Below are 25,935 nucleotides of genomic sequence, written 5' to 3' on the forward strand. Positions count from 1 at the left end.
GAGTCAACATCAGTAAGCGCAAGTACATCAGCATCTGAGTCAACATCAGCAAGTGTAAGTACATCAGTATCTGAGTCGACATCAGTAAGTGAAAGTACATCAGCATCTGAGTCAACATCAGTAAGCGCAAGTACATCAGCATCTGAGTCAACATCAGCAAGTGAAAGTACATCAGTATCTGAGTCGACATCAGTAAGCGCAAGTGCATCAGCATCTGAATCAACATCAGTAAGTGAAAGTACATCAGCATCTGAGTCAACATCGGTAAGTGCAAGTACTTCAGTATCTGAGTCAACATCAGTAAGCGCAAGTACTTCAGTTTCTGAGAGTAAATCAAAATTATTTAGTGAAAATCCATCATTAAGTAAATCTGATTCTGAAAGTGTAAGTGCATCAAAATCAGAGTCAGCATCAGCAAGCACATCAGTATCTGAGTCAACATCAGTAAGTGAAAGTACATCAGTATCTGAGTCAACATCAGTAAGCGCAAGTACTTCAGTATCTGAGTCAACATCAGTAAGTGCAAGTACTTCAGTATCTGAATCAACATCAGTAAGTACAAGTACTTCAGTATCTGAGTCAACATCAGCAAGTGCAAGTACTTCAGCGTCTGAATCAACAAGTTCTAGTGAAAGTACTTCAACTAGTGAATCAACATCAATGAGTTCTTCTATAGTACATTCAAATTCATTAGTTGGTGATGTTACAGTATCTTATGAAACACCAAATGGTGAACAATTAAAACCTACAGAAGCTGTAGTTCCAAAAGGATCGACACCAGGAACTTCTTACGATACAACAACATCTAACTACAAACCTGAGCGTATTGAAAAAGATGGTAAAGTTTATGTACTTAAAGGTGTTAAATCTGGATCAGATTCTGAAAAAGGAATTGTTACAGATACAGCTAAAAAAGTAACATATGTATACGAATTAGAAAATACAAATTCACCTGAAGTAAAATTAGGTACGGTAGTTGTAAACTATGTAGATGAGTCAGGAAATCCAATTTCAGGAAAAACACCTGAAGGTCAAGTTATATCAGGTCTTGTGATTGATACGGATCTTGCTAGAGTAGGAGATAAATACGATACAACTGACAATAAGCCAACTATGATTATCGCTGAAAACGGTGATGTTTACGTACTTGTTAAAACAAACGGTACGGAGAACGGTTTAGTTAAAGAAGGAGTTACTAAGGTAGATTATGTTTACAAAAAATTATCACCTATAACTCCAACACCAGAACAACCAATAGTTCCGGTACCGACACCAGGAAATCCAACAGTTCCAACAGCTACACCAGGTCAGCCAGTAGTTCCAACAACTACTCCTGAAAAACCAGTAGTATCAAAAGGTAAACTAGCGAATACAGGTATTGAATCAACATCTTCAACTGTGTTAGGTGCTCTATCTGCAATGCTAGGACTTGGAGGGTTATTCTCAAAAAATCGTAAATCAGATAAGGAATAATTCTTTGAATACAAATAAATTTTAAAAAAAATAAGATGTAAGAAAATATTTTCTTACATCTTATTTTTTTTATTTCTAAAAAACTTTATATTAATTTAAGTATATGATATAATTATAATTGAAGAAAGTAGGTTTATATTATATGAAAAAATTTAGGATGATGTTAAAGTCGAATTTATTATTAAAAAAAATATTTTGGACATTAGTTTTTATTTTTATTAGTATTCTAGGAACAAAAATACCATTACCCTTTATATCTCATGAAAATCTTAGAGATATGCCTTTTGATTCAATTCTAGATTTAACAAATAACGATGAAACAAGAAGAAGTGTAATGGTTTTAGGGATTGGACCATTAATTTCAGGGAATATTATATGGCAAGTATTGACAATTACAAAAGTTGTTAATTTAAAGAAAACACCTAAAAAAAGAGCAGATTTTCAAAAACATCTTTTAATATTACTAATTTCATTAATGCAAGGCTCTATAGTTGTTTTGTCACTAATGAATGTTTCTACTTTTTCAACTATGGAAGATTGGAAAACGTTTTATATTTTATTGCTATTTGTTGTTGCTGGGGCTTTTATTATGGTCTTTTTAGGTAATATGAATAGTGAACTTGGTTTAGGTAATTATATGATTTTTCTTCTAATTAGTATTATGAATAGTAGTGCTAGTAGAGCTTATACATTAATATCAAATGATAATTTGATAAATAATTCAATTTTTATTTATATAATTATATTTACTATATTTTTATTATTATCAAGTGTTATTCTAGATACTGCGCAATATCGTATTAAAGTAAATTCTATTTTAACTAATAATGAGATGTATGATAAATCATATATTGCAGTTAAGTTAAATCCATCAGGAGGTATGGCATTTATGTATGCTATGACATTTACTGTTTTACCACAACTATTATTTAGAGTTTTAGGTTATATGTTTCCAAATCAAAAATGGATAGAATTTTTTATTGAAAATATGGATCTTAAATCTGAACTTGGTGTAAGTATATATTTAATTATGTTATTTACATTAACTCTAGGTTTTTCTTTTGTTAATGTAAATCCAGAAGATATTACGAAAAAATTACAATATTCAGGAGATTATATTAATTTTAAAAGACCTGGTAAACCTACATATAATTATTTAAAAAATGTAGTACTAAATATGGGATTAATCGGAGCTATTTATACCTTAATAATCGCAGGATTTCCGTTGTTATATGGACTGTATAACACAGAGTTGTTTGATTTAATGATGTTACCTGGTTCATTAATGATTAGTGTTGGGATGGTACTTTTTATTTATGATGAGCTATATGTGCTTAGAATTACTTCGAAATATAAAGATTTATTTGATTAAGAGAGGAATGATTTTATGTATATTTTTGTACCATCATGGTATTCGTCAAATTTAAATTCTTGGTCGCAAGATTTAATTCCTTGGTATTATGGGATTTTAAAAATGGACTTTGATGATACTATAAGTCAAATAAGAATATTTAACCAAAATAATGAAAAAGTTAGTTTATTATTACTACAATATATGCCGTATTTGAGAAATTTTTTAGATAGATTTGAATTATCAAATACATACTATATATCTGTATTTGATTATTTACAAGATATTAATTTACAATATAGTAAAAGTATTGATTATACAGATTTTGATTGGCCTGATGATGTAGAATTTATATTCACATTCTTTGCGCTGAGTGTTTATAGAGGAGAAGAATTATATGCAGCTGTTGAATATAATTCTGAAGGTAGATTAGCTTGGATAGAATATTATGAAAACGGCATTATTAGTGAGAAGATTATTGTAGATGACAGAGGTTTTGTTTCAAGTATTGAATATTATATTAATGGTGAAATATCTTATATTGAATATATGAATCAGTTTGGAATATGGCAATTTAAACACCATATTAATGAAAATAAAATTGAAATTAATCCAGAATGTAGTAGATTTGGTAGTAACTCTTTCGATTCTATAGAGCAATTAATTTCTTTTGCTCTACGTAAAATTAACGATGTTATTTCATTAAAACCATTTTCTCTAATAATTGCCGCTAATAATAAGCATAATCGTTTACTATTAGAAGAATTTAGAAATTGTAAAGTAGCTATGTCATTATTTTTAAATAGATATAATATATATTCAACTGACTTTGTAAATGAAGCTATGTTAGTCGATATGTTAGTGGTTGATACACAAAATATGTTTAATAATGTAAAAAATATTCTAGATGAAAATAATATTTATTCTGAAAAATTGTTACAAGTAACACCTTATGATACAAGGCTTGAACTAGGACTTAGCCAACGAGAAAAAATGATGATTTTATATATTTCTTTAGACAATATTTCAGATGAATACCGAAATGAATTAATAAATAAAACCATTGAGATTAGTAAGAAGAATAAGTTAATTGAATTATTATTTGTTACAGGGTACGATAATATACACAATGAGGTTTCTGAAATTATTGATAAAAAGAACAATGAACAAAAAAATATACTAGATGATGGAATTAATAATAAAATTGGAATGACTGAAGAAATAGCAAAGGATAAACAGCGTATAAATGTTAAAATAGTTAGATCTGAGGAAGAGATTATTACTTTATTAAAAAAAGTAAGAGTAGTAATTGATGTTAGCGAAGAACCGAATTTGTTTACGCAAATTGCTGCGATAAGCGCTGGTATACCACAAATTAATATAGTTAATAGCTCTTATGTAAAACATTTGAAAAATGGTTGGATTCTTAAACATCTGGAAGAAATAGAAGAAAGTATAGAATTTTATACAAGAAAATTATCTGAATGGAATAAAGCTTTGATATATTCTATTGAACAAATTAACTACTTTACAGGGGAACAAATATACTCAATATGGAAAGATAAATTAGGTGATACTAATGACAAATAAACTTAATGTATTATATATAAATGATATTAATAATTTAAATAGTTCAAAATTACAAGAAAATTATGAAATATTTCACTTAGGATATAATAAGTTTGAGGAAAACTTTAATAATTTAACTGAAGAAAATCAAAATATATATTTTGATTTGGTAATTATTGAAAATATAAATAGCGTACCCGCTATATTACTTATAGATAATTATGTAGATCCTTATCGTGTATATTTTACTAGTGAGAAAGATATAGATTATAAAAAAGAAATAGAATATTTTATAAATAAAAAAATGGCAAAAAGAATTGGCTCCTCAAATATTTATGACTTTTTAAAAACAGCATATTTTAGCTATTATGGTTCACAAAGTTATGGAGATAAGATGAATATTCAATCAATTACTGTAAATCCATCTTTTCATGGGAAAATTTCTTACGTAGGTTTTGATAGTATTAAATTAACAGGAGAATTTGGAGATGAATTCACTCCTCTTGTTACCTGGAGAAGTGGATATCAGTTTGTTTCAAAAAATCAAATTTGGGAAATGTTTCTTGAACATGATATTGAAGGTGAATGTGATATTCAACTAGTAATTAATTATATTCCAGATGGAGAAGTAAAAAGAGTTAGTAGAAGAGAAGTTTTCACTAAAAAAGACTTGAAGACGGTTATTAAGATTTTTGAAAATCAATATAATCCTAGATTATTTATTTCTTTATACGCTAGAGGAAGAGGTACAATAAAATTAGGAGATTTACACTTCAGGCAATCGAGAGAAGAACACGGTGTATTTTATCCAGGAGGAGAGAGTTTTTTAGATTCAAATATGCATGAAATGTTATTTTATTTCCATCCTGGTGATTTAACACCACCGTTAAATGTATATTTTTCAGGATACCATAGTAGAGAAGGTTTTGAAGGGTTTTATATGATGAGAAATTTAGGTAAACCGTTTCTATTAATATCTGATAGTGGTCTCGAAGGTGGGAGTTTTTACCTAAGATCTCCTGAAATTAAGAATAGAATTGTAGAAGTTATAAGCTATTATCTTGATAAACTTAAGTTCGATAAAAATGAAGTTATAACTTCAGGTCTTTCTATGGGTACATTTGGAGCTTTATACTATGGTTCAATATTTTCTGCTAAGGGAATAATTTTAGGTAAACCACTTTTTAGTTTGAAAAATATAGCAGAAAATATACAAACAATAAGACCGGGAATATTTAGTACTATTCTTGATATTATTGAGTCAATAAAAGTTAAAAATAATATAGAATCTAATAAACAATTGGAAGAACATCTATGGAAAATATTTAATGATGCAGACTTTAAAAATTCTAAAATTATTATTGGTTATATGAAACATGATGATTATGATAATACTGCTTTTCATGATTTAATGAATAACGTTTCTAATAAAGATATTGAAATTATTAGCAAAGCTGTAAATGGAAGACATAATGATAATACTGATGCAATAGTTAACTTTTTTATTAATCAATATAAACTGCTTTTAAATAATAAATAAAGAGAGGGTGATGATATTGAAAAATTATGTGATTACGTGGGATTATGAAACTGGAGATAGTTATCTATTTGGTTCAAATATTAATTATATAGCGCCAGATTGTGTTGAATTTGACAATAATCTTCTACCTCCGGGAACTGATATACGGACTTGGAGAAGTAAAATGAATTTTCAATGGAATAAAATGGGGAATATACTACCGATACTCTCGCTTGAAAAGCAATACTGGATAAAATTAAATGTTAAACTAAAAGAAAATGAATCGGTGTATATAAAAGTTGAATTTTACAATAGATTTAATGATCTTTTGGATTTCAAAATTATTTATGGAGTAGATAGTTTTATTTATCCTAAAACAGCTGCTTATTATAGTATTATATTAGTAAATAATGGAGTAAGTAGTTTTGTTTTTCAAAATATAATATTATCAACTGATGAATTTATCGAGGATATACCTGGATATACAATAAGTAATATTAAAAACTATACGGATGATTCTACTGAGTTAACTGTTATATTTTCTGAACCGATTCCAAGAGAAATTCAAATTATAAATAATAAATATATAGTTAACTATAAAGACGTAATAATAGTAAATAGTTCGTTGTTAGATGCTCATTTGTATTTAGAACCTGATTTTCAAGAATACTTAATGAATACTATTAAAAATCTGAAGCAAAAATACGAAATAAGTAATGTTAGATTTGTTGGATATGGACCAATTAGTAATTTTTCTGCGGTTTATTATTCACATTATATAGATGACAGTAATGCTAAGATTACAAATGAATGGTTAAACTCCGATAAATATAATAATATAATAAAGAAATATTCATTAAAAGAGAAAATAGGTATAAGTAAAAATGATAATGTAGATATTGATAAATCTAAATTAGAGATATATCTAATTAATAATAAAATAGATAAAAGATTTGCTAAAATATATGACAGAAGTAATATATTAGAAAAAATGGAAGTGAGAAAATAATGGGTTTGAATACAGTTTTTAGTAGCAACAATTTAGAACTTATAAAAATGAAAAAAGTTTTAAAAAAAGTTAATAGCTATAAATCCTATATGGAAAGGTTATCTGATGAAAAGTTAAAATCTTTAACTGCTGATTTCAAACGTCGTTTATCTTGGGGAGAAACTCTTGATGACTTGTTACCAGAAGCATTTGCTGCAATGAGAGAGGCGGCTTTCCGTGTACTTGGACTATTTGCTTATGATGTACAGATAATCGGAGCAATCACTTTGCATAATGGTAATATTGCAGAAATGAAGACAGGTGAAGGAAAAACATTAACAGCAATTTTCCCTACATATCTTAATGCTTTGACAGGTAAAGGAGTGATTGTTATTACTTCTAATGAGTACTTGGCAAAACGAGATGCTAAGGAAATGCAAGGGGTGTTTAATTTTATGGGGGTGAGCATATGTGCTGGATTAGAGGATGATGAAAATGATATTAGTAAACGTGAAATATATAATCATGACATAGTTTACACAACCCAAAGTGCTCTTGGATTTGACTATTTATTTGATAATTTAGCAAATAGTAAAGAAAATAAATTTTTAAGAGAGTTTAATTATGCAATTATAGATGAGATAGATGCAGTATTACTCGATAGTGCACAAATGCCGCTAATAATAGCGGGTAGCCCAAAGGTTCAATCAAATCTATATCCAGTAGTCCAAAAGTTTGTTGAGACACTTGAAGAAGGTATTGATTATAAAAAAGATGAAGATGATAATGTATGGTACCTAAATGAAGGTATTCGTAAAAGTGAGCAATACTTTAATGTAGAAAATCTCTATGATGATTCTCATTACTATTTGGTAAAAATATTAAATTTAGTTTTAAAAGCAAATGTTAATATGACTCTTGATAAAGATTACGTTATTAAAGATGATAAAATTAAACTACTAGATAAAGAAACAGGACGAATACTAGAGGGAATAACATTAAAAAATGGACAACATCAGGCTCTTGAAGCAAAAGAGAATGTTCCTTTATCAAACGAAAACAGGTCTATCGCTTCAATTACTTATCAAAATTTATTTAAATTATTTAAAAAAATTTCAGGTATGAGCGGAACAGCAAAAGTAGCAGAACAAGAGTTTATCGAAACATATAATTTAAAAGTTATTTGTATTCCTACTAATAAGCCGGTAATTAGAATTGATAGAAAAGACAAAATTTATGCAACATTACCAGAAAAAATAATCGCAATTTTAGAATTCGTAAAGAAAATTCATGCCACAGGGCAGCCACTTCTAATCGTTTCAGGTAGCGTACAAGCTACAGAGTTATATTCTACGCTATTATTGAACGAAGGTATTGCTCATAGTGTATTAAATGCTCATAATGCTGTAAAAGAAGCTGAGATAATTAGTGAGGCTGGTGAGTTAAATAATGTAACAGTAGCGACTTCAATGGCAGGTCGAGGAACCGATATAAAATTAGGTGAAGGAGTGTTAGAACTAGGTGGGCTTGTCGTTGTTGGTACTGAAAGAATGGGTAGTAAGCGAATGGATCAACAACTTAGTGGTCGTTCAGGAAGACAAGGAGAACCTGGATTAAGTCAATTTTTCGTATCGTTAGAAGACGAGTTATTAGTTAAACAAGGACCACGTTGGTTAGAAAAATATAGAAATAAAAAATATAATAGTATTGATGAAGTTATTCCCGTAGAATTGAGTAGAAGAAAATTCGGCAGTGTTGTTGAATTTGCTCAACAAGCTAGTGATGATAACGGAAAACAAAGTAGGAGTACTATTGCGCAATATGACGAAAGTGTAAAGATTCAAAGAAAAAAAGTATATAACGCTAGAAATTCATTATTATTAGAAGAAGAAATGAATTTTGATTTGAATAAAACTATTAAACTGCTTGTATCTGAATTCCTTAATAAAAAGAAAGAAGTTTCAATGTTAGACATTACAACGTTTCTAGCTGATAATTTAAATTATTCTAATAAAAAAATAGAGAAACTTATTAATTTAAAATCGAAAAAGGAAATTTCAGTAAAATTAAATAGTATAATACATGATGAATGTATAAAAGTAAGAAGTATATTTGAAAATAAACAAGAAGAGGAAGACTTTATTAGAGTGTCTATATTAAAAGCAATAGATGAACACTGGGTTGACCAAATTGATAGTTTATCAATACTTAGTGCTGTTGTTAGCGGGAGAACATACGCTCAGAAAAATCCGATTTATGAATATGCAAGAGAAGCTTATGAATCTTATAATGAGATGAGATATAGAATTAAAGAATCAACAATTAGAAATATAGCTAAAAGTCATATAGAAAGAAATGAAAATGGTGAATTAACAATATATTTCCCATAGTAAAAATGGAGGTCAGAATGACAATTTATAATTTCAATCTAGGTATAGGTTGGGCAAGTAGTGGAGTTGAATATGCCCAAACCTATAGATCACAAGTATTTAGAAATTTAGGTCTAGATGCAAAGTTTATATTTATGGAAATGATTAAAAGTGAAAATATTATTCATTTAACTAGAAATATCGGTTTTAAAGATGAAGAGATAATTTGGTTATATCAATATTTTTCAGATATTAAATTAAGCGAAACAACATACACAATAAAAGATGTTCTGAATGAATGGAATCAAAAAGTGATAAAAGAAGAACGTAGTAGTAAATCTGCGAAGTTTTATTTTGAAGGCGACTCATATGTAGTTATGTATTTAACAAGAGAAAATGAGAATTTTGTTGATAGAGCTGAATTTGTTATAAAGGGGAACTTATTAAGAAAAGATTATTATTCATATGTTAGAGTGTTTAGTGAGTTTTATTCACCAAAAGATAATGCTTGTTATTTATATCTTAGACGTTTTTACAATGAGGATGGATCAACAGCTTATGATGAAATTATAGATGGTAAAAATAGTGTTTTTAAATTTAAAGATAAAATCTTGTATTCTTATGAACAATTTTGTGAACACTTTGTAAAATTATTAAATACTACTGAGAATGATGTAATTATAATAGATAGGGCAACACAAATAGGGCAACCAATACTTAGAAATAAAGGAAAATCAAAAGTCTTAACTGTTGTACATGCCGATCATTATAGTGCAGATAGAGTTGATGATGATACAATACTTTGGAATAATTATTATGAGTATGAATTTAGTCATGCTAATCATATAGATGCCTTTATTTCTTCAACAGATGCACAGAGTAAGTTGCTTGCTAAACAATTTAAAAAATATACATCTTTCACTCCGAAAACTACCACTGTCCCAGTTGGTAGTATAAAAGAATTAAAAACACCTACTGAAAAGAGAAAGAAATATTCACTTATAACAGCCTCAAGGTTAGCAAAAGAAAAACATATCGAGCTTATAATTCCTGCTGTTGTTAGAGCTAAACAAGAAATTCCAGAGTTATCATTAGATATTTATGGTACTGGTGGAGAGTTAGAACTATTAGAAAAACTAATTGAGCAAAATAATGCTGTTGATTATATAAATTTAAAAGGACATCAAAATTTAGATGAAGTATATAAAAATTATGAATGTTACATTTCTGCTTCAATGAGTGAAGGATTTGGACTTACCTTGCTAGAGGCTGTGGGTTCTGGTTTGGCTATGATAGGTTTCAATGTTCCATATGGTAATCCTACATTTATAAAGAATAATCATAATGGTGTCCTTATAAAAAAAGGTGAAGATGAGACTAATGAGGAGTTGATTAATAAGCTAGTAGACTCTATAGTACATTTATTTAATAGTAACAATTTGAATGATTTTCATGATTATTCGTATAAAATTGCTAGTAAATACTTATCTAAAAAAGTAGAAAATAAATGGAAAAAAGTTATCAAGGAGGCTTTAAATGATTAATATATTTGATAAGTATGATGATGAAACACAAGATTTACATAACTCTCTTAAATTAGCCGGTTTTGATTATCCTACTGTAGTACTTGATGATAATGGTCACTTAGTGGATGGTGTAATATCACCTTATCAATACTTTATGGGAGAAGAAGAGAATTCTCTTAAACCAAGATATTTTAATCAAATTGATAAACCGGATTTATGGGAAATAGAAAGTTCAAATTCACAAGGTTCTGTTTTTGAGTATAATATAGAAAAAGCTAGTATCTTTTACGTTGAACCTAAAGAAAAACGTTTAGTACGAACAGTAGAATGGAAAGACACTAACGGTAAAGTTAGAAGTGTTGAATATTATAATAAACATGGAAGAAAATATGCTCATACAGTTTATGATGTTAATCAAATTTCAACCTTTTCTACATACTATCATGTTAGTGGACGAGAAGCAATAGTAGAAAATCATTTAACAGGTAGTATTGTATTAACCGAAGAAGAAGGGAATAAAATGTTTCCTAATAAAATAGAATTTCTACATTATTTTCTTAAAAAAGCTAAATTAGATACATCAAAATTTCTATATAATAGATTGTCGTTACCATTTCTTATGACTTATTACTATAATGAACCAGGAACAGATTATTTAGTTTGGCAAGAAAATATTAATAGTGAGATTCCTGGAAATATGTTGGCTGCATTGTCAAATCAAAGTCGACATGTTGAAGTTATGGTAACAGAAAAAGAAAATTACGAAAAAATAATGAATATTATAGATGAGCAATATAAAAATCGTATTCATTTATTAGGGAAAATTTATAAACCATTAAGAGAAATCAAATATAGCAATAAGATACTAATTGCTACAAATTCTGATCAAATTGAGAAATTGAAAGAACTAATTTCAGAACTAGGCGACTTTGAGTTTAATATTGTAGCACTTACTGAAATGTCGGATAAATTAATGAATTTTGGATTATATTCTAATGTAAGGCTTTATCCAAATATTAGAGGTAATAAATTGACAGAGTTATGGAATGAATGTTGTTTTTATTTCGATATAAATCATCACGGAGAAATTTTAAATGCTGTCCGTACTGCATTTGATAATAATATGGTAATATTAGGATTCGAATCAACACTACATAATAAAAAATATGTAATAGATGACTGTATATATAATGAAAATAATTATGCTAAAATGATTGATTTAATGAAACAAATTAAATCTAATAGTAAGTTAGTAGATGAAATTATTACTAAACAGTATGAAAAAGCAGGTAGTGTTGACAAAGATATTTATAAACAAGTTTTTAATAATTTAGGGGAAGAATAATATGAAAAAAGATAATAAATTATTAAAGAATATACTAGAAACTCAAATTGAAGAAATAAGAAAACAAAATAAAGGAAAAAAGAAAGAAAAAAATAAAGACCGTGGGAGTTATATTAATCAAATTATTATGATAATGTTAGGGCTATCTGTAATAGTAGGATTAATATACTCATTTGTAAAATTGTTTTAGAGAGGAGTGACTATTATGACTAGACCTGTATTTGTTTTAGCTGCTGATTATGGGTACCTTAGATATTTAGAAGCTACATTGAAGTCAGTTTGTTATCATCATGATAATTGTAAAGTATATATAATGAATAGAGACATACCTCAAGAGTGGTTTGTTGGCATTAGAAAAAGATTAAAATGTAAAAATAGTGAATTAGTAGATATAAAATTAACTGGGGATGCTATATCTAAAGAGTGGAAAATGGCACCTGATGGCGGGCATATAAATTATATGACATTTGCACGTTATTTTATTCCTCAATTTGTAGAGGAAGAGAAGGTATTATACTTGGACTCGGATGTTATTGTAACTCGACCTTTAAATGATTTATTTGAAATAGAATTAGATAATAATCTAGTAGCTGCAGCGAAAATTGTATTTGGGTTGGAAGACAGATTTAATGCAGGAGTTTTATTAATTAATAATAAATTATGGAAAGAAGAAAATATTCAAAAACAATGTATTGATATTACTAACAGTGAGCACGAAACCCTTCCAGAAGCGGATCAAACTGTATTAAATCGATTATGTGGACACCGCTATATTGTTTTAGATGATACATATAATTTTCAAATAGGGTATGATCGTCTTGCAGAACAAAGAAAACAATACTTTATTTTAGAAAAATCTCTAAGTCCTTTACCAGCAATTATTCATTATTTATCTGAAGATAAACCTTGGAATTTGTTTTCTTTTTCTAGATTAAGAGATGTTTGGTGGAAGTATTCATTAATGGATTGGTCAGAAATAATTGCCCATGAAATTCCGAAAAGAATCAAATCAATTTTAATTATGACGCACAGTCAAGAATTAGAACAAATTGAAAAATTAGTTGAACAATTACCAGAATTTACATTCAATATTATGGCATTGACTTTAATGGGTGATAAGTTAAACAATCTTCGAAAATATGAAAATGTACGATTACATCCTGCACTTTTAGAGTGGAATATTAATCGTTTAATTCGTGAATGTGATGTTTATTTAGATATTAATCATGGAGAAAAAAATCAAGAAGTTATTGAAAATGTAAAAGAAGCAGGGAAATTAATTTTATCATTTGAAAACACTGCAAATGAATATTATACAGATAAAGTATTTGATCTTTCTGAGATAGAAGAAATGATAGAGCATTTAAAAAATATATAATAACTTTAAAATAATGGTAGGAGTAAAAGGAAGAATGAATGATTTAATTAGTGTCATAGTTCCTGTATATAATACAGAGAAATATTTAAGAAAATGCATAGAAAGTATTTTAAGTCAATCCTATAGAAAAATAGAGCTTTTATTAATAAATGATGGTTCTACAGATTCTTCTGCGGAAATATGCAGAGAATATCTTCATAAAGATAAGCGTTGTTATTATTTCGAAAAAGAAAATGGTGGATTATCTGATGCAAGAAATTATGGGATTGAACGAGCGACAGGAGAATATATAACATTTGTAGATTCAGATGATTTTTTAATGGATTTAGCACTTGAAAAATTACATGCTACTGCCCTGTTAGGAGAATCTGATTTAGTTGTAGGTGGTTTTTGTTATTTTGACAATCCAAGTTTTTATCTGTTTGATAGAAATGTTTTTGGGGCATTACCAATTACAATTGTAGAAAAGGAATTTGCGGTTAATCAAATGGACGACCTATCCGATGCTCCATTCTTATGTTATTCAACAGCATGGGGAAAGCTATATAAGAGCAGTTTGTTTGAGAGTATTCGATATCCTTTAGGAAAATATGCTGAAGATCAATTTACTACTTGGAAACTATATTTAGCAGCTGAAAAAATAGCAGTTTCTAATCATACGATATATGCATATAGGAAAAATTATGAAGGGTTAAGTTTAAATTTCAATTTAAGTCATTTAGATTATATTGACGCTTTGGAAGAAAGAATCGAGGAAACAAAAAATATTGAAGGAATTGATATACAGAAAACCTATAAAATGTACGAATATGTATTGAATAGGAGAGTCGGTGAGTTAGACTATTATGGGTATGAAAAGGAAAAAGTCATTCTTCAAAATAAAATAGATGAATTAAAAAAGAATCATATTATTTAAAGAATTGCTCAACTGTTTATGAGAAAAGACATTTATAAGAAGAAAGAGAGAAAAAATGGAAATTATAAACGAAGAATACTTTCTAATAAGTATTGTGATACCTGTTTACAATGCAGAAAAATACTTAGAACAATGTTTAAATAGTATAAAAAATCAGACGTATAAAAATTTTGAGGTGATTCTTGTTAATGATGGTTCAATAGATCATTCTGAATCAATTTGTATGGATTTCGTAAAAGTTGATACTAGATTTAAGTACTTTACAAAGGTAAATGGTGGTGCTTCTTCTGCAAGAAATTTTGGACTGGATAATGTTACAGGAGATTATATTACATTTATAGATGCCGATGATTGGGTGGATGAAAATCATTTAGAAGTTTTAATCAATAATATTAAAGATAATAATTCTGATATGGCGGTTTCTTCTATCAAAAAGTTTGATATGTCAAATAATTTTCATTTTAGAATGTATTCAAATCAAGAAAAATACTTGTTAAATTATAATAAATTGAATAGAGAAGAATTTTTAGTAATTCTTCCCAAATTAATACTTGCTAATAATAGTTATAAAGTAGCGGTATCTAAATTATTCAAAAAAGAATTGGTTACGGATGTTAGATTTGATGAATCTATTATATATGGGGAAGATTTGGAATTCTTCTTTAAGATATATAATAATATTAATAGTATTTCCTATATCGATGAAGTGACATATGTATATCGATTACATGATGAGAGATCTTCTAGTAAATTTGGGCAATTGCATATGGAACAGGAATTAGCCATTTATAAAAAAATGTATGAGAGAATAGAAGAATTGGGACTTCCTACTATTCATTATGTGAACACATTGAGAAATCTATTAGATTATCGAAAAGATTATTTAGATAATAGAGATTTATATAATGAATATGTTGAGTTTCTAGAAAAGATTGAAAAAAGATTACTTATCCTAAAGAATTAATCAGTATCATTGTTCCTATCTATAATGTATACCCTTATTTGCAATTATGTTTAGAAAGTATCGAGAATCAGATATATCCACACTTTGAAGTTTTATTAATCAATGATGGTTCTAGAGATAATTCAAAAGATATCTGCCTAGAATTTGTTGAAAGAGATAAGAGATTTAAGTATATTGAGCAACAAAACGCTGGACTTTCAGCAGCTAGAAATACGGGGATTTTGAATGCAACAGGTGAATTTATTACATTTATAGATGGAGATGATTTTGTTGAGTCTAATTATCTTGAAGAATTATATCACACTGCATTAAAAAATGATTCTGAAATTGTTGTCGGAAGTTATAAAGAATTCAATGAAGAGGATAATAATTACTATATTCATATATTTGATTATAGGGAAGAGCATTATGAATATAGTGAATTAATTGAAAATATAGCCCAAATTGAAAGAAGAGGTATAGAATTCGAAACAAGTTGGGGAACTTTATTCCACAAAAGATTGTTTGAAAATGTTCTGTTTCCTGTAGGGAAAAATATTGAGGATACCCGTACAAATTATAAATTATATATGGAATCTTGTAAAACAACTTATATTCATAAAGATTTGTATGTTTATAGAATTAGAAAGGGTAGCTTAATAAACAGCATGACTGAAAAATTATTAACAGATATTTTAGAAGCATTACTGGAAAGAATAGCTGTTTTAAGTTTAGTTGGAATAGATATCTCTCAAGAAAAAGAGATGTTAAAAGATAGGCTTCAAACCCGTTGTTTACAAGCTAAAGAAGCAGGCTTAGAAAATACAGAAATATATAGAAGATGTAAAGAAATTGAATATTATTTAAATAGATAATTTATATAAATAAATATTAAAGGATTAATATAAGGTGGAACTATGGAAAAAATAGTATTAATAGTACCTATTTATAATGTTGAAAAATACCTTAGACAATGTTTAGATAGTATAAAAAACCAAACATACAAAAACTTTATTTGTATTATGATAAACGATGGTTCTACAGACACTTCAAAAATGATTGCTGAAGAATATTTATCGGATAGTAGATTTATTTTAATAAATCAAGAAAATAAAGGTTTAAGTGGGGCAAGAAATACCGGTATCGAGTACTTTTTTATATATATAGATAAAGAATATATATGTAATTTTGTTTCTTTTATTGATAGTGATGATGTAGTGTCGTTAGATTACTTAGAATATTTAGTTAGTAATATTGAAGAGGGAGCAGATATTATTGAAGCTAATCTTTATTTTTTTGATGAATATGATGTACCGGAGTTCACTTTTACTAGTAATAATAACACTTTTGTTTTAGAAACAATTGAAGAAAAGTTAATGAACCAATTAAATGATTCTATTAGGACTTCGGTTTTTCCTAAATTAATAAATAAAAAATTATTAACTTTAAATTTTTTCCCGGAAGGGAAAATTTTTGAAGATTTAGCCGTTATGGGAACATTGATAAATAATTCAAAGAAATGGAAAAAAATACCAGAAATTATATACGGTTATAGAGTAAGAGAAGGATCAATAATAAATACAAAATTCTCAAATAAAAAATTAGATATTTTTGAAATACTAGAAATTTACAGAAATAATTTTATTGGTTGTTCTTTAGAAGCAAAAATCTTAGCTGAAGAAATTAGTATATTGCACTTAACTTATCATCTCAGAGATTTTGTTCCTAAAATGCATGAATCCTCAAAGTTATATGTTAATAGTATAGTAGAATTAAGGAAAAAAATAGAATCTTATAAGAGTAATTTTCCAAAATCATTAATCAGTATTATTGTTCCTATTGACAATGTATCATCGTGTTTAGAAATATGTTTGAATAGTATTCAAAATCAATCATATCCATATTTTGAAGTCATTCTTATTAATGATGGCTCTACAGATAGTTCCAAAGAGATATGTCAAGAATTCGTATATAAAGATAATAGATTCAAATATATTGAGTTAAAAGATGCTGGATTTTCTAATGTAAGAAATATAGGAATACTAAACTCCAGTGGCGAATTTATAACATTTATAAATGGTAAAGATTTCGTGGATCATAATTATCTTAAAGAATTATACGATACTTTTGTTAAATATGATTCTGAAATTGTAATAGGTAGTTACAAAGAATTTAATGAGGTTAATAATAATTACTACTTTCACGCTGGAGCATATAGAGAAGAACATTATATAGATAATGATATTATCAATAATTTACTTAAATTAGAAAAATACAGGGAAGATTTTGAATCAAGTTGTGGGATATTATTTCATAAGAAATTATTCAACAATGTTCTTTTCCCTCTGAACAAAAAGTTTGATGAATTATGTATAAATTATAAATTATTTTTGAAATCTGAAAAGATTACGTATATCAATAATGATTTATACACATATAGAATTAGAAAGGAAAGTAATACTAATTATATTAATGAAAAAATATTAGCTGATATTTTAGAAGAATTATTAGAAAGAACTGCTATTTTAAGTATAATTGGAATTAGTATTGCAGAAGTGAAAGAAAACTTCTATAATAGAATTAAGAGACTTATTGAACAGGCAACTGATGCAGGCTTAGAAAATACAGAAGTGTATAGAAAGTGTAAAGAAATACTATATTTTATAGATAGATGATTACATAATATATTATACAAAATTAAAATGTAAGAAAAAGAATAAAAGGTAAAGAGAAAATAATGAGTAATAAAGATAGTTTAATAAGTATTATTATACCTGTCTACAATGTAGAAAAATATATAGAACAGTGTTTAAATAGTATTAAAGTACAGAGTTATGAAAATTTCGAAGTTATTATAGTAAATGATGACTCACAAGATAATACTGAGAGTATTTGTAAAAAAATAGCACAATCTGATGTCAGATTTAGATACTTTTCAAAAGAAAATGGTGGAGTTTCGTCAGCTAGAAATTTTGGGCTAGATAATGCTAATGGTCATTATATCACCTTTATAGACGGAGATGATTGGGTAGAAGAAAATCACTTAGAATTATTAATAAATTCTTTGATTAAAAATAATTCTGATATAGCAATCTCATCATATAAACAATTTAATAATATAGATATATTTTTCTATAGAGCATACACGAAACAAGAAAGATTTCTATTAAATTTTAATAAAATGCATAAGAATGAGTTTTTGATTGACTTTCCAAAATTGTTATCTACTAATGTTTGTTTTAACAATGCTGTATCTAAATTATTTAAAAGAAATCTAGTTAAAGATATAAGATTTGATGATAAATTAAAATATGCTGAAGATTTAGATTTTTATTTTAGATTATATCTGAATACTGAAAGTATTTCATTTGTTAACGAAGCTACATATGTATATAGACTTCATGAAGATAGTACGACAAGTGGATTCACTCAAGAATATGCGGAACAGGAACTCTCAATCTTTAAAAAAATGCATGAGAAAATTTATGAATTAGGTTTACCTACAATAAATTATTTAAATAAACTAGAGTCTTTATTAGATTTTAGAAAGAACTTTTTAGCAAATAAAGTTCTATTAAATGAGTATTTAGAGTATTTAGATGATATAAAAAACAATGCGATTTACCCCAATAAACTAATAAGTATTGCGGTTTCAGTTTATAATGTGGCTCCTTATTTAAATCTTTGTTTAGAAAGTATTATGAATCAGAGTTATCCTCATTTCGAAGTTTTATTAATCAATGATGGTTCTAGGGATAATTCAAAAGATATATGTTTAGAATTTGTTGAAAGAGATAAAAGATTTAAGTATATTGAACAACAAAATGCTGGACTATCAGCAGCTAGAAATACCGGTATATTAAATGCAAAAGGAGAATTCATTACATTTATAGGTGGAGATGATTTTGTTGATCATAATTATTTGGAGGAATTATATTATGCTGCATTAAAAAATGATTCGGAAGTCGTAATAGGAAGTTACAAAGAATTTAATGAAGAAGATAATAATTACTATATTCATGTATTTGAGTATAAAGAGGAACATTACATAAATCGTGAGTTAATAGAAAATATAGTCCAAGTTGAAAATAAAGGGTTAGAATTCCAAAAGATTTGGGGTAATTTATATCATAAAAGGTTGTTTGAGAACTTGATGTTTCCTATTGATAAAAATATAGAAGATACTCGAACTAATTATAAATTATATATGGAATCGTGTAAGACTACGTATATTCACAAAGATTTGTATATTTATAGAATTAGAAAAGGCAGTATTAGCGATAATATATCTGAAGAATTTTTAACCAATGAATTAGAAGCACTATTGGAAAGAATAGCTGTGTTAAGTATTGTTGGAATTGACATTTCTGAAGAAAAGAAAAACTTACATGACCGTCTCGAGGTGCGTTTACAGCAAGCTAAAGATGCGGGTCTAGAAAACACCGAAATCTATAGAAGATGTACAGAAATAGTGTATTTTATCGATAAATAATAATTAAAATATCAATATTAGTAAGGAACTAAAAAAGAGAACAGTTTTTGGTCTAAGTAGTACCTTCTTATTATAGAGTTCTAGTGACTAAAATATTTTCATATTCATTTAAAATTTGTAAAAACATGTGAAACTGATAACTAAAATATAGATAACGTATTCTAGTTATTAGTTTTTTTGTAAATTATTTTATAAAAAATTTTAAATACCTCTTGTAATTAATTATATTTAATGAGATAATAGTATATATAATGCAAATAGATTAAGAGGAGATTTATACTTATGACAAAGATTTTAGCTATTAATTCAGGAAGTTCATCTTTAAAATTTCAATTATTTGAAATGCCTGAAGAAAAAGTTATTACAAAAGGATTAGTTGAAAGAATCGGTATTGAAAATAGTGTATTCACTATCGAATTCAACGGAGAAAAAAATAAAGAAACAGTAGACATTCCTAATCACGATGTAGCGATTGAAATGTTACTTGAAAAATTAACAAAATTCGGAATTGTTCAAGATGTTAAAGAAATTGAAGGTGTAGGACACCGTGTTGTTCATGGTGGGGAATTCTACGACGCTTCTGTTTTAGTAACTGATGAAGAATTAGCTAAAGTTGATTCAATTGAAGACTTAGCACCTTTACACAATCCAGCGAATATTAAAGGTGTTCGTTCATTCCAAAAAGAATTACCAGGAGTTCCAAACGTATTAACATTTGATACAGCATTCCACCAAAGTATGCCTAAAGCAACATACATGTATGCAGTACCAAGAGAATTCTATGAAAAATATGGAGTTCGTAAATATGGTGCACACGGGACAAGTCACAGATATATTGGAGAAAAAGTTGCTGAAATTTTAGGAAAAGACCCTAAAGAATTAAAAACTATTTCTTGCCACATTGGTAACGGTGCTTCAATTTGTGCTATCAAAAATGGTAAATCATTTGATACTTCAATGGGATTCACGCCATTATCAGGTCTAGTAATGGGTACAAGAACTGGTGATATCGATCCAGCAACTATCCCTTACATTGCTAAAAAAACTGGATTATCTCTTGAAGAAATCGTGCGTATTTTCAACTTTGAATCAGGACTAAAAGGGGTATCAGCATTATCTTCAGATTTACGTGATATTGAAGATGTTAGGGATACTAATCCTCACGCAGCAGAAGCAGTTGAAGTATACATCAACAGAATTAAAGAGTACGTTGGAGCATATGCTGCAGCTATGAACGGAGTAGATGCCATCGTATTCACAGCTGGTGTTGGTGAAAATGCTACTTGGGTACGTGAAGAAGTATTAGAAGGATTAACTTTCCTAGGTGTACAAATCGATAAAGAGAAAAATAACGTACGTGGAAAAGTTGCAGAAATCTCAACAGCAGATTCTAAAGTTAAAGCATTCGTAATTCCTACTGACGAAGAGGTTGTGATTGCTAGAGATACTTATAACTTATCTAAATAATATATAAGATTACAAGGGCTGGGGGTTCTCTCCAGTCTTTTTATTAATTTGAAAGGACAATATGGTTATAGATAACTTCAGGAATAAATTTAAAGATGCTATTGATATTTTAAAGACATTTAACAAAAATGGCTATGAAGCGTATTTTGTAGGAGGCTGTGTTAGGGATTATTTACTTGGTGAAGAGTTTTCTGATATTGATATAACGACAAATGCTCTCCCAGAAGAAGTAAAAAAAATATTTCGAAAAAGTATTGATACGGGTATACAACATGGAACAGTTACCATTTTAGTAAATGGTGAAGGTTATGAAGTAACTACTTTTAGGACAGAGGATGAGTATACAAATCATCGCGCACCGGAGAAGGTTGAATTCGTTAATAATCTAAGAGAAGATCTTGATAGACGTGATTTTACAATTAATGCTATGGCGTTAGATTCTAATGGGGTATTATTTGACTATCATAATGGTGAAAAGGATTTATCTAGTGGAGTTATTCGTACGGTAAATAATCCAAATGAGAGATTTTATGAAGATGCTTTGAGGATGTTGAGGGCCTTTCGTTTTTCATCGAAATTAGATTTTGAGCTAGAGAAGGATACTCTGGAAGCTATTAAGAAAAATGCTGAGCTTATAAAGTTTGTTTCTATTGAACGTATAGTAAATGAATTTAAGAAACTTCTTAGTGGCAAGGGAAATTTGAGAAGTTTGGAATTGTTATTGGATAGTAAGCTTAATAATTATATTCCTTTTCTGGAAGAAATCAAGATTATCCAAGATTTTTCAAAATATTTATTTTGTCAAAGTTTATATATTTTATCTAAGATTAATAATATTTCCTTTGATATATTGAAAACTTTAAAATTATCAAATAAAGAAGTAAAATTAATTAAAGAATTTGATAAAATTAATGTGGATTTTATGAGTGAAATACCATTAGAATTAATATTGTACAAACATAATTTTGAAGATGTTGTTTTTGTTGCGGAATATTTTTCTTATAATAATAGACATAATATTGAGAACTGCAAATTAACTATTAATTCATTTGATGACGTTGATATTACATCGCAAGAAATTATAAGTATTATTGGAGAAAAACCAGGACCGTGGATAAAATCTGTAGTTTCTGAATTAGAACACGAAATTCTATTAAATAGATTAAATAATAATCGTAAAGATATACTAGATTTTTTATTAAAAATGCGAGATAATAAATAGATAATAAGAAAGTGGGGTGAGAGAATTTATGAATAAATTATTTTGTGTAGTTGATATAGAATTAACTGATGATAAGGAAATTATTCAATTTGCGGCGACAAAGCTTGATGAAAATTTTAATGAGATATCGTCAATAAATTATTATATTCAACCTAAAAAACAAGTTTCTGCTTTTGTAACTGAATTAACCGGAATAAGTAATGATATGTTAAAAGATAAAGAGTATTTTGAGGAAGTAGCTCAAGAATTATATGAGTTTATAAAAGATGATATTCTTGTGTGTCATGGCTTACCATCAGACTACGTTATATTAAAGAAAAGGTTTCATGATGTAGGTATTTGTTATAAGGCTAAGTTGTCTTTAGATACTGTTGAATTATCTAGGCTTTTTATGCCGTCACAGGTAAGTTATAAGCTATCTGATTTATCAAATTCTCTCACCCTTTATTCGGGTGATAAATATCATAATGCTGCAGTAGATGTAAGTGTAACGGTTAAGCTTCTAAAAGAGATTGCGATTAAAATAGCTAGCATAAACGAGAATAATTATAAACAAATTGAAATCCTTCTAGAGAAAATAGATATTAGTATGTATAGATTTGCTAAATTTTGTAGAAAAAATGTTATTGGTAGAGAACATATGTCTGATGAGTTTATAAGCTTTCAAGGCATTAATTTTAGGAAAGTTTTTTATCCGACAAAATCTATTAATCATAGGGAAAAATATATTTTATTTTCATCAATTGATGCGGAAGAGTATATTAGAAAATTTAAAGTATCAGATTTTGTTATTTTAAAGAAAAAAACTTCGTATATACCTTTAAATGCCTTTTCACTTTTCCCTAAAAAAGAGGATTTAAATTTAGATAAATTACTGATTAAATTATACGTCTGGATTTTAGAAACTAGAACTGGGGATTTCTCGGAGTTGAATTTACTTTATTTAGAAAAAATGTATATTGACGGAATTAAAAAAGGTGTTTCTATTAGCTCGAAATCATATTATTTTGATGAAAAGAATAAAGCTGCTCAGAGTTGCAAGAATATTGTTACAAACTATGAGTCTATAGAATATTTAATAGAAAGTGATATGTTTAAAAATCATACATTTATTTTTGAACATAAGAAAATTCTAGGGCGCGAGTTAGATTCTATAAATACTAAAGATTATTTTTATAAAAATATTATTACAGAGCTTAATGTTGCTATTTCTAAAGATTTGAAGAATAAAGACATAAAAGGTTTAAGAAATAATATTGATGGTCTAGTAAAATTTTTACATGAAATGTATGTTTCGGAAAGTCTGTTTTTATATAATGACAGTTTGAGCTTTATATTGCAGGATGTTGATGGCATTTTAATAGATATAAAACAATATAAAGATAAATTACCAATTTCTTATAAATTTATGAAAAAATTGCGAAATGTATTAACAAATTCTAAAAATACATATAAGTTTGTTATTCTTGATCAAGATAATAGTTTAAAACTTACAGTAGTAGATGATAAGAAAGTTAAAGCATTAATTAATGTTATACATTCAAAAAAACATAAATATTTGAATTTGAAATCAAAAGCAAGATATATATATTGTAATGGTGATGAGGAGTGGCTTAACGCTAAAAATACTGGTTCAGTCTTATATGTTTATGAAAGTAATAAATCTAAAGATTTACACTTTAGTAAACGTGAGAAAAAAAGTTATATAAAATTCTTTAATTTTTCTATTAAAGATAATTTTAACGACTTATATAGCGAGGTTGCCAAGAATAATCGCTTAGCATGTAGATGTTATGCTACAAAAGATATTTTAGAATATAGATATTATTTGAAAGATTTATTTGATTGTATTGTTGTTTTCCGAGGGCTAGAACATTAGAATAAATTTTCAAAGTGAGTTCTAGTAAGAAATCAAAGTGGGATATATTTTTGGAAAACTTTAAAATATTAGTTTATAAAAATTAAATCTCATAATTAAAAAAATAGTAAATTTATGATATAATATAAATAGTTTTTTATATAACTATGAATATTTTAAATTTTTGAAAACTATATCAATAAAAATTAGGAGGGACTTCAAGTTGAACATTAATAATTTAAAAGAACAACTAGGTCAAAAAGTAACTCTTGGTGCATGGATTGCGAACAAGAGAAGTAGTGGTAAAATTGCATTTTTCCAACTTAGATATGGAGCTGGCTTTATTCAAGCTATCGCTTTAAAAGAAGCTTTAGGAGAAGAAAAATATCAACAATTACGCCACTTATCACAAGAAACTTCATTAAAAGTAACTGGATTAATTAAAGAGAATGAAAGAGAACTTTCTGGTATTGAATTAGAAATTGAAGATTTTGAAGTAATCTCTGAAGCAATCGATTATCCAATTACGCCAAAAGAACACGGAGTAGAATTCTTAGCGGATAATCGTCATATCTGGATTCGTTCTAAAAAACAACATGCTATTTTAACTATTAGAAATCAAATTATCAAGTCTACATATGATTTCTTTGAAAAAGAAGGGTTCTTAAAAACAGATCCACCAATCTTAACTTCATCTGCACCAGAGGGAACTACAGAATTATTTAATACTAAATATTTTGATGAGGAAGCATATCTTTCTCAATCTGGGCAACTTTATCTAGAAGCTACTGCAATGGCATTTGGAAAAGTATTTTCATTTGGACCTACTTTTAGAGCTGAAAAATCTAAAACTCGTCGTCACTTAATTGAGTTCTGGATGATTGAAGCTGAGATGGCATTCTGTAATCATGATGAAAGTTTAGCACTGCAAGAAGCATTTGTTAACCACCTATTAACTGATGTATTAGAAAAATGTCAGGAACAACTTAAAGTTCTTGGTCGTGATCTAGAAGCTTTAGAAAAAGCGAGAGGAGAATTCCCACGTATTAAATATAAAGATGCTATCCAATTACTAAAAGATAATGGATTTGATGATATTGAATATGGTGATGACTTCGGATCACCCCACGAAACATTTATCGCAAACAGCTATAATAAACCAGTATTTATTACGCACTGGCCATTAGATATTAAACCTTTCTACATGATTGAAGATCCAAATGAACCAGGTGTAGTACTTTGTGCTGATTTAATTGCTCCAGAAGGATATGGTGAAATTATCGGTGGTTCTCAACGTATTGATGACTACGATAAATTGTTAGAAAATATTAAGAAACATGATTTAAATCTTGATGCTTATGGTTGGTATTTAGATTTACGTAAATATGGTTCTGTAGAACATGCTGGATTTGGATTAGGTTTAGAGCGAACTGTTGCTTGGATTACTGGTAACGGACATGTTCGTGAAACTGCTCCATTCCCACGTTTACTAAATAGATTAACACCATAGGAGTTTTAA

19 protein-coding genes are annotated in these 25,935 nt (G+C 27.7%); all 19 read left to right on the plus strand.

Translation table 11 applies throughout. The features are described from left to right. Nucleotides 1–1,473: MucBP domain-containing protein (locus RWQ74_RS03875; protein ID WP_314396967.1), on the plus strand; the 1,473-nt coding region annotated here is incomplete at its 5' end. 160 nt (nucleotides 1,474–1,633) lie between these two features. Then, the gene (gene secY2, locus RWQ74_RS03880; protein WP_314396969.1) at nucleotides 1,634–2,845 is read left to right on the plus strand and encodes an accessory Sec system protein translocase subunit SecY2; all 1,212 of its coding nucleotides are present in this window, start codon (nucleotides 1,634–1,636) and stop codon (nucleotides 2,843–2,845) included. Nucleotides 2,846–2,860: 15 nt separating this feature from the next. Beyond that, nucleotides 2,861–4,414, plus strand: a complete 1,554-nt coding sequence (asp1, locus tag RWQ74_RS03885; protein ID WP_314396972.1) for an accessory Sec system protein Asp1 — start codon at nucleotides 2,861–2,863, stop codon at nucleotides 4,412–4,414. Next, on the plus strand, nucleotides 4,404–5,933 hold the full coding sequence (asp2, locus tag RWQ74_RS03890; protein WP_314396973.1) for an accessory Sec system protein Asp2: 1,530 nt from the start codon (nucleotides 4,404–4,406) through the stop codon (nucleotides 5,931–5,933). The genes asp1 and asp2 overlap by 11 nt, the downstream gene beginning before the upstream one ends. Before the next feature lie 10 nt (nucleotides 5,934–5,943). Beyond that, on the plus strand, nucleotides 5,944–6,921 hold the full coding sequence (gene asp3, locus RWQ74_RS03895) for an accessory Sec system protein Asp3 (RefSeq protein ID WP_314396975.1): 978 nt from the start codon (nucleotides 5,944–5,946) through the stop codon (nucleotides 6,919–6,921). Next, complete coding sequence (gene secA2 / locus RWQ74_RS03900; RefSeq protein ID WP_314396977.1) at nucleotides 6,921–9,290, plus strand: accessory Sec system translocase SecA2; 2,370 nt, start codon at nucleotides 6,921–6,923, stop codon at nucleotides 9,288–9,290. The genes asp3 and secA2 overlap by 1 nt, the downstream gene beginning before the upstream one ends. A gap of 17 nt (nucleotides 9,291–9,307) precedes the next feature. Next, nucleotides 9,308–10,813, plus strand: coding sequence for an accessory Sec system glycosyltransferase GtfA (gene gtfA / locus RWQ74_RS03905; RefSeq protein WP_314396979.1), 1,506 nt, complete (start codon nucleotides 9,308–9,310; stop codon nucleotides 10,811–10,813). Beyond that, nucleotides 10,806–12,140, plus strand: coding sequence for an accessory Sec system glycosylation chaperone GtfB (gene gtfB / locus RWQ74_RS03910; protein WP_314396981.1), 1,335 nt, complete (start codon nucleotides 10,806–10,808; stop codon nucleotides 12,138–12,140). The genes gtfA and gtfB overlap by 8 nt, the downstream gene beginning before the upstream one ends. 1 nt (nucleotide 12,141) lies before the next feature. After that, the gene (locus RWQ74_RS03915; RefSeq protein ID WP_314396983.1) at nucleotides 12,142–12,330 is read left to right on the plus strand and encodes a hypothetical protein; all 189 of its coding nucleotides are present in this window, start codon (nucleotides 12,142–12,144) and stop codon (nucleotides 12,328–12,330) included. Nucleotides 12,331–12,345: 15 nt separating this feature from the next. Beyond that, the gene (locus RWQ74_RS03920; RefSeq protein ID WP_314396984.1) at nucleotides 12,346–13,518 is read left to right on the plus strand and encodes a glycosyltransferase family 8 protein; all 1,173 of its coding nucleotides are present in this window, start codon (nucleotides 12,346–12,348) and stop codon (nucleotides 13,516–13,518) included. Between the two features lie 34 nt (nucleotides 13,519–13,552). After that, nucleotides 13,553–14,434, plus strand: a complete 882-nt coding sequence (locus tag RWQ74_RS03925) for a glycosyltransferase family A protein (RefSeq protein WP_314396986.1) — start codon at nucleotides 13,553–13,555, stop codon at nucleotides 14,432–14,434. Nucleotides 14,435–14,489: 55 nt separating this feature from the next. Continuing rightward, complete coding sequence (locus tag RWQ74_RS03930) at nucleotides 14,490–15,398, plus strand: glycosyltransferase family 2 protein (protein WP_314396988.1); 909 nt, start codon at nucleotides 14,490–14,492, stop codon at nucleotides 15,396–15,398. Nucleotides 15,399–15,406: 8 nt separating this feature from the next. Further along, complete coding sequence (locus RWQ74_RS03935) at nucleotides 15,407–16,252, plus strand: glycosyltransferase family 2 protein (RefSeq protein ID WP_314397016.1); 846 nt, start codon at nucleotides 15,407–15,409, stop codon at nucleotides 16,250–16,252. Nucleotides 16,253–16,294: 42 nt separating this feature from the next. Further along, complete coding sequence (locus RWQ74_RS03940) at nucleotides 16,295–18,052, plus strand: glycosyltransferase (protein ID WP_314396990.1); 1,758 nt, start codon at nucleotides 16,295–16,297, stop codon at nucleotides 18,050–18,052. A gap of 62 nt (nucleotides 18,053–18,114) precedes the next feature. Further along, entirely contained in the window at nucleotides 18,115–19,869 is a 1,755-nt protein-coding gene (locus RWQ74_RS03945) for a glycosyltransferase family 2 protein (RefSeq protein ID WP_314396993.1), read from the plus strand. Between the two features lie 282 nt (nucleotides 19,870–20,151). Further along, nucleotides 20,152–21,336, plus strand: a complete 1,185-nt coding sequence (locus RWQ74_RS03950) for an acetate kinase (RefSeq protein ID WP_314396994.1) — start codon at nucleotides 20,152–20,154, stop codon at nucleotides 21,334–21,336. Between the two features lie 61 nt (nucleotides 21,337–21,397). Beyond that, complete coding sequence (locus tag RWQ74_RS03955; RefSeq protein ID WP_314396996.1) at nucleotides 21,398–22,558, plus strand: CCA tRNA nucleotidyltransferase; 1,161 nt, start codon at nucleotides 21,398–21,400, stop codon at nucleotides 22,556–22,558. A gap of 28 nt (nucleotides 22,559–22,586) precedes the next feature. Further along, a complete protein-coding gene (locus RWQ74_RS03960; RefSeq protein WP_314396997.1) occupies nucleotides 22,587–24,437 on the plus strand; it encodes an exonuclease domain-containing protein in 1,851 nt (616 codons plus the stop codon). A 202-nt stretch (nucleotides 24,438–24,639) separates the two neighbouring features. After that, entirely contained in the window at nucleotides 24,640–25,926 is a 1,287-nt protein-coding gene (gene asnS / locus RWQ74_RS03965; RefSeq protein WP_314396998.1) for an asparagine--tRNA ligase, read from the plus strand. Nucleotides 25,927–25,935: the final 9 nt, after the last annotated feature.

The organism is uncultured Gemella sp. (assembly GCF_963525165.1).
Taxonomy (GTDB): Bacteria; Bacillota; Bacilli; order Staphylococcales; family Gemellaceae; genus Gemella.

Excerpts from the sequence above, each read along its gene's own strand:
- secY2 (WP_314396969.1), top strand. The coding sequence starts at position 1,634 with ATGTTAAAGTCGAATTTATTATTAAAAAAAATATTTTGGACATTAGTT.
- asp1 (WP_314396972.1), top strand. The coding sequence starts at position 2,861 with ATGTATATTTTTGTACCATCATGGTATTCGTCAAATTTAAATTCTTGG.
- asp2 (WP_314396973.1), top strand. The coding sequence starts at position 4,404 with ATGACAAATAAACTTAATGTATTATATATAAATGATATTAATAATTTA.
- asp3 (WP_314396975.1), top strand. The coding sequence starts at position 5,944 with ATGATATTGAAAAATTATGTGATTACGTGGGATTATGAAACTGGAGAT.
- secA2 (WP_314396977.1), top strand. The coding sequence starts at position 6,921 with ATGGGTTTGAATACAGTTTTTAGTAGCAACAATTTAGAACTTATAAAA.
- gtfA (WP_314396979.1), top strand. The coding sequence starts at position 9,308 with ATGACAATTTATAATTTCAATCTAGGTATAGGTTGGGCAAGTAGTGGA.
- gtfB (WP_314396981.1), top strand. The coding sequence starts at position 10,806 with ATGATTAATATATTTGATAAGTATGATGATGAAACACAAGATTTACAT.
- RWQ74_RS03915 (WP_314396983.1), top strand. The coding sequence starts at position 12,142 with ATGAAAAAAGATAATAAATTATTAAAGAATATACTAGAAACTCAAATT.
- RWQ74_RS03920 (WP_314396984.1), top strand. The coding sequence starts at position 12,346 with ATGACTAGACCTGTATTTGTTTTAGCTGCTGATTATGGGTACCTTAGA.
- RWQ74_RS03925 (WP_314396986.1), top strand. The coding sequence starts at position 13,553 with ATGAATGATTTAATTAGTGTCATAGTTCCTGTATATAATACAGAGAAA.
- RWQ74_RS03930 (WP_314396988.1), top strand. The coding sequence starts at position 14,490 with ATGGAAATTATAAACGAAGAATACTTTCTAATAAGTATTGTGATACCT.
- RWQ74_RS03940 (WP_314396990.1), top strand. The coding sequence starts at position 16,295 with ATGGAAAAAATAGTATTAATAGTACCTATTTATAATGTTGAAAAATAC.
- RWQ74_RS03945 (WP_314396993.1), top strand. The coding sequence starts at position 18,115 with ATGAGTAATAAAGATAGTTTAATAAGTATTATTATACCTGTCTACAAT.
- RWQ74_RS03950 (WP_314396994.1), top strand. The coding sequence starts at position 20,152 with ATGACAAAGATTTTAGCTATTAATTCAGGAAGTTCATCTTTAAAATTT.
- RWQ74_RS03955 (WP_314396996.1), top strand. The coding sequence starts at position 21,398 with ATGGTTATAGATAACTTCAGGAATAAATTTAAAGATGCTATTGATATT.
- RWQ74_RS03960 (WP_314396997.1), top strand. The coding sequence starts at position 22,587 with ATGAATAAATTATTTTGTGTAGTTGATATAGAATTAACTGATGATAAG.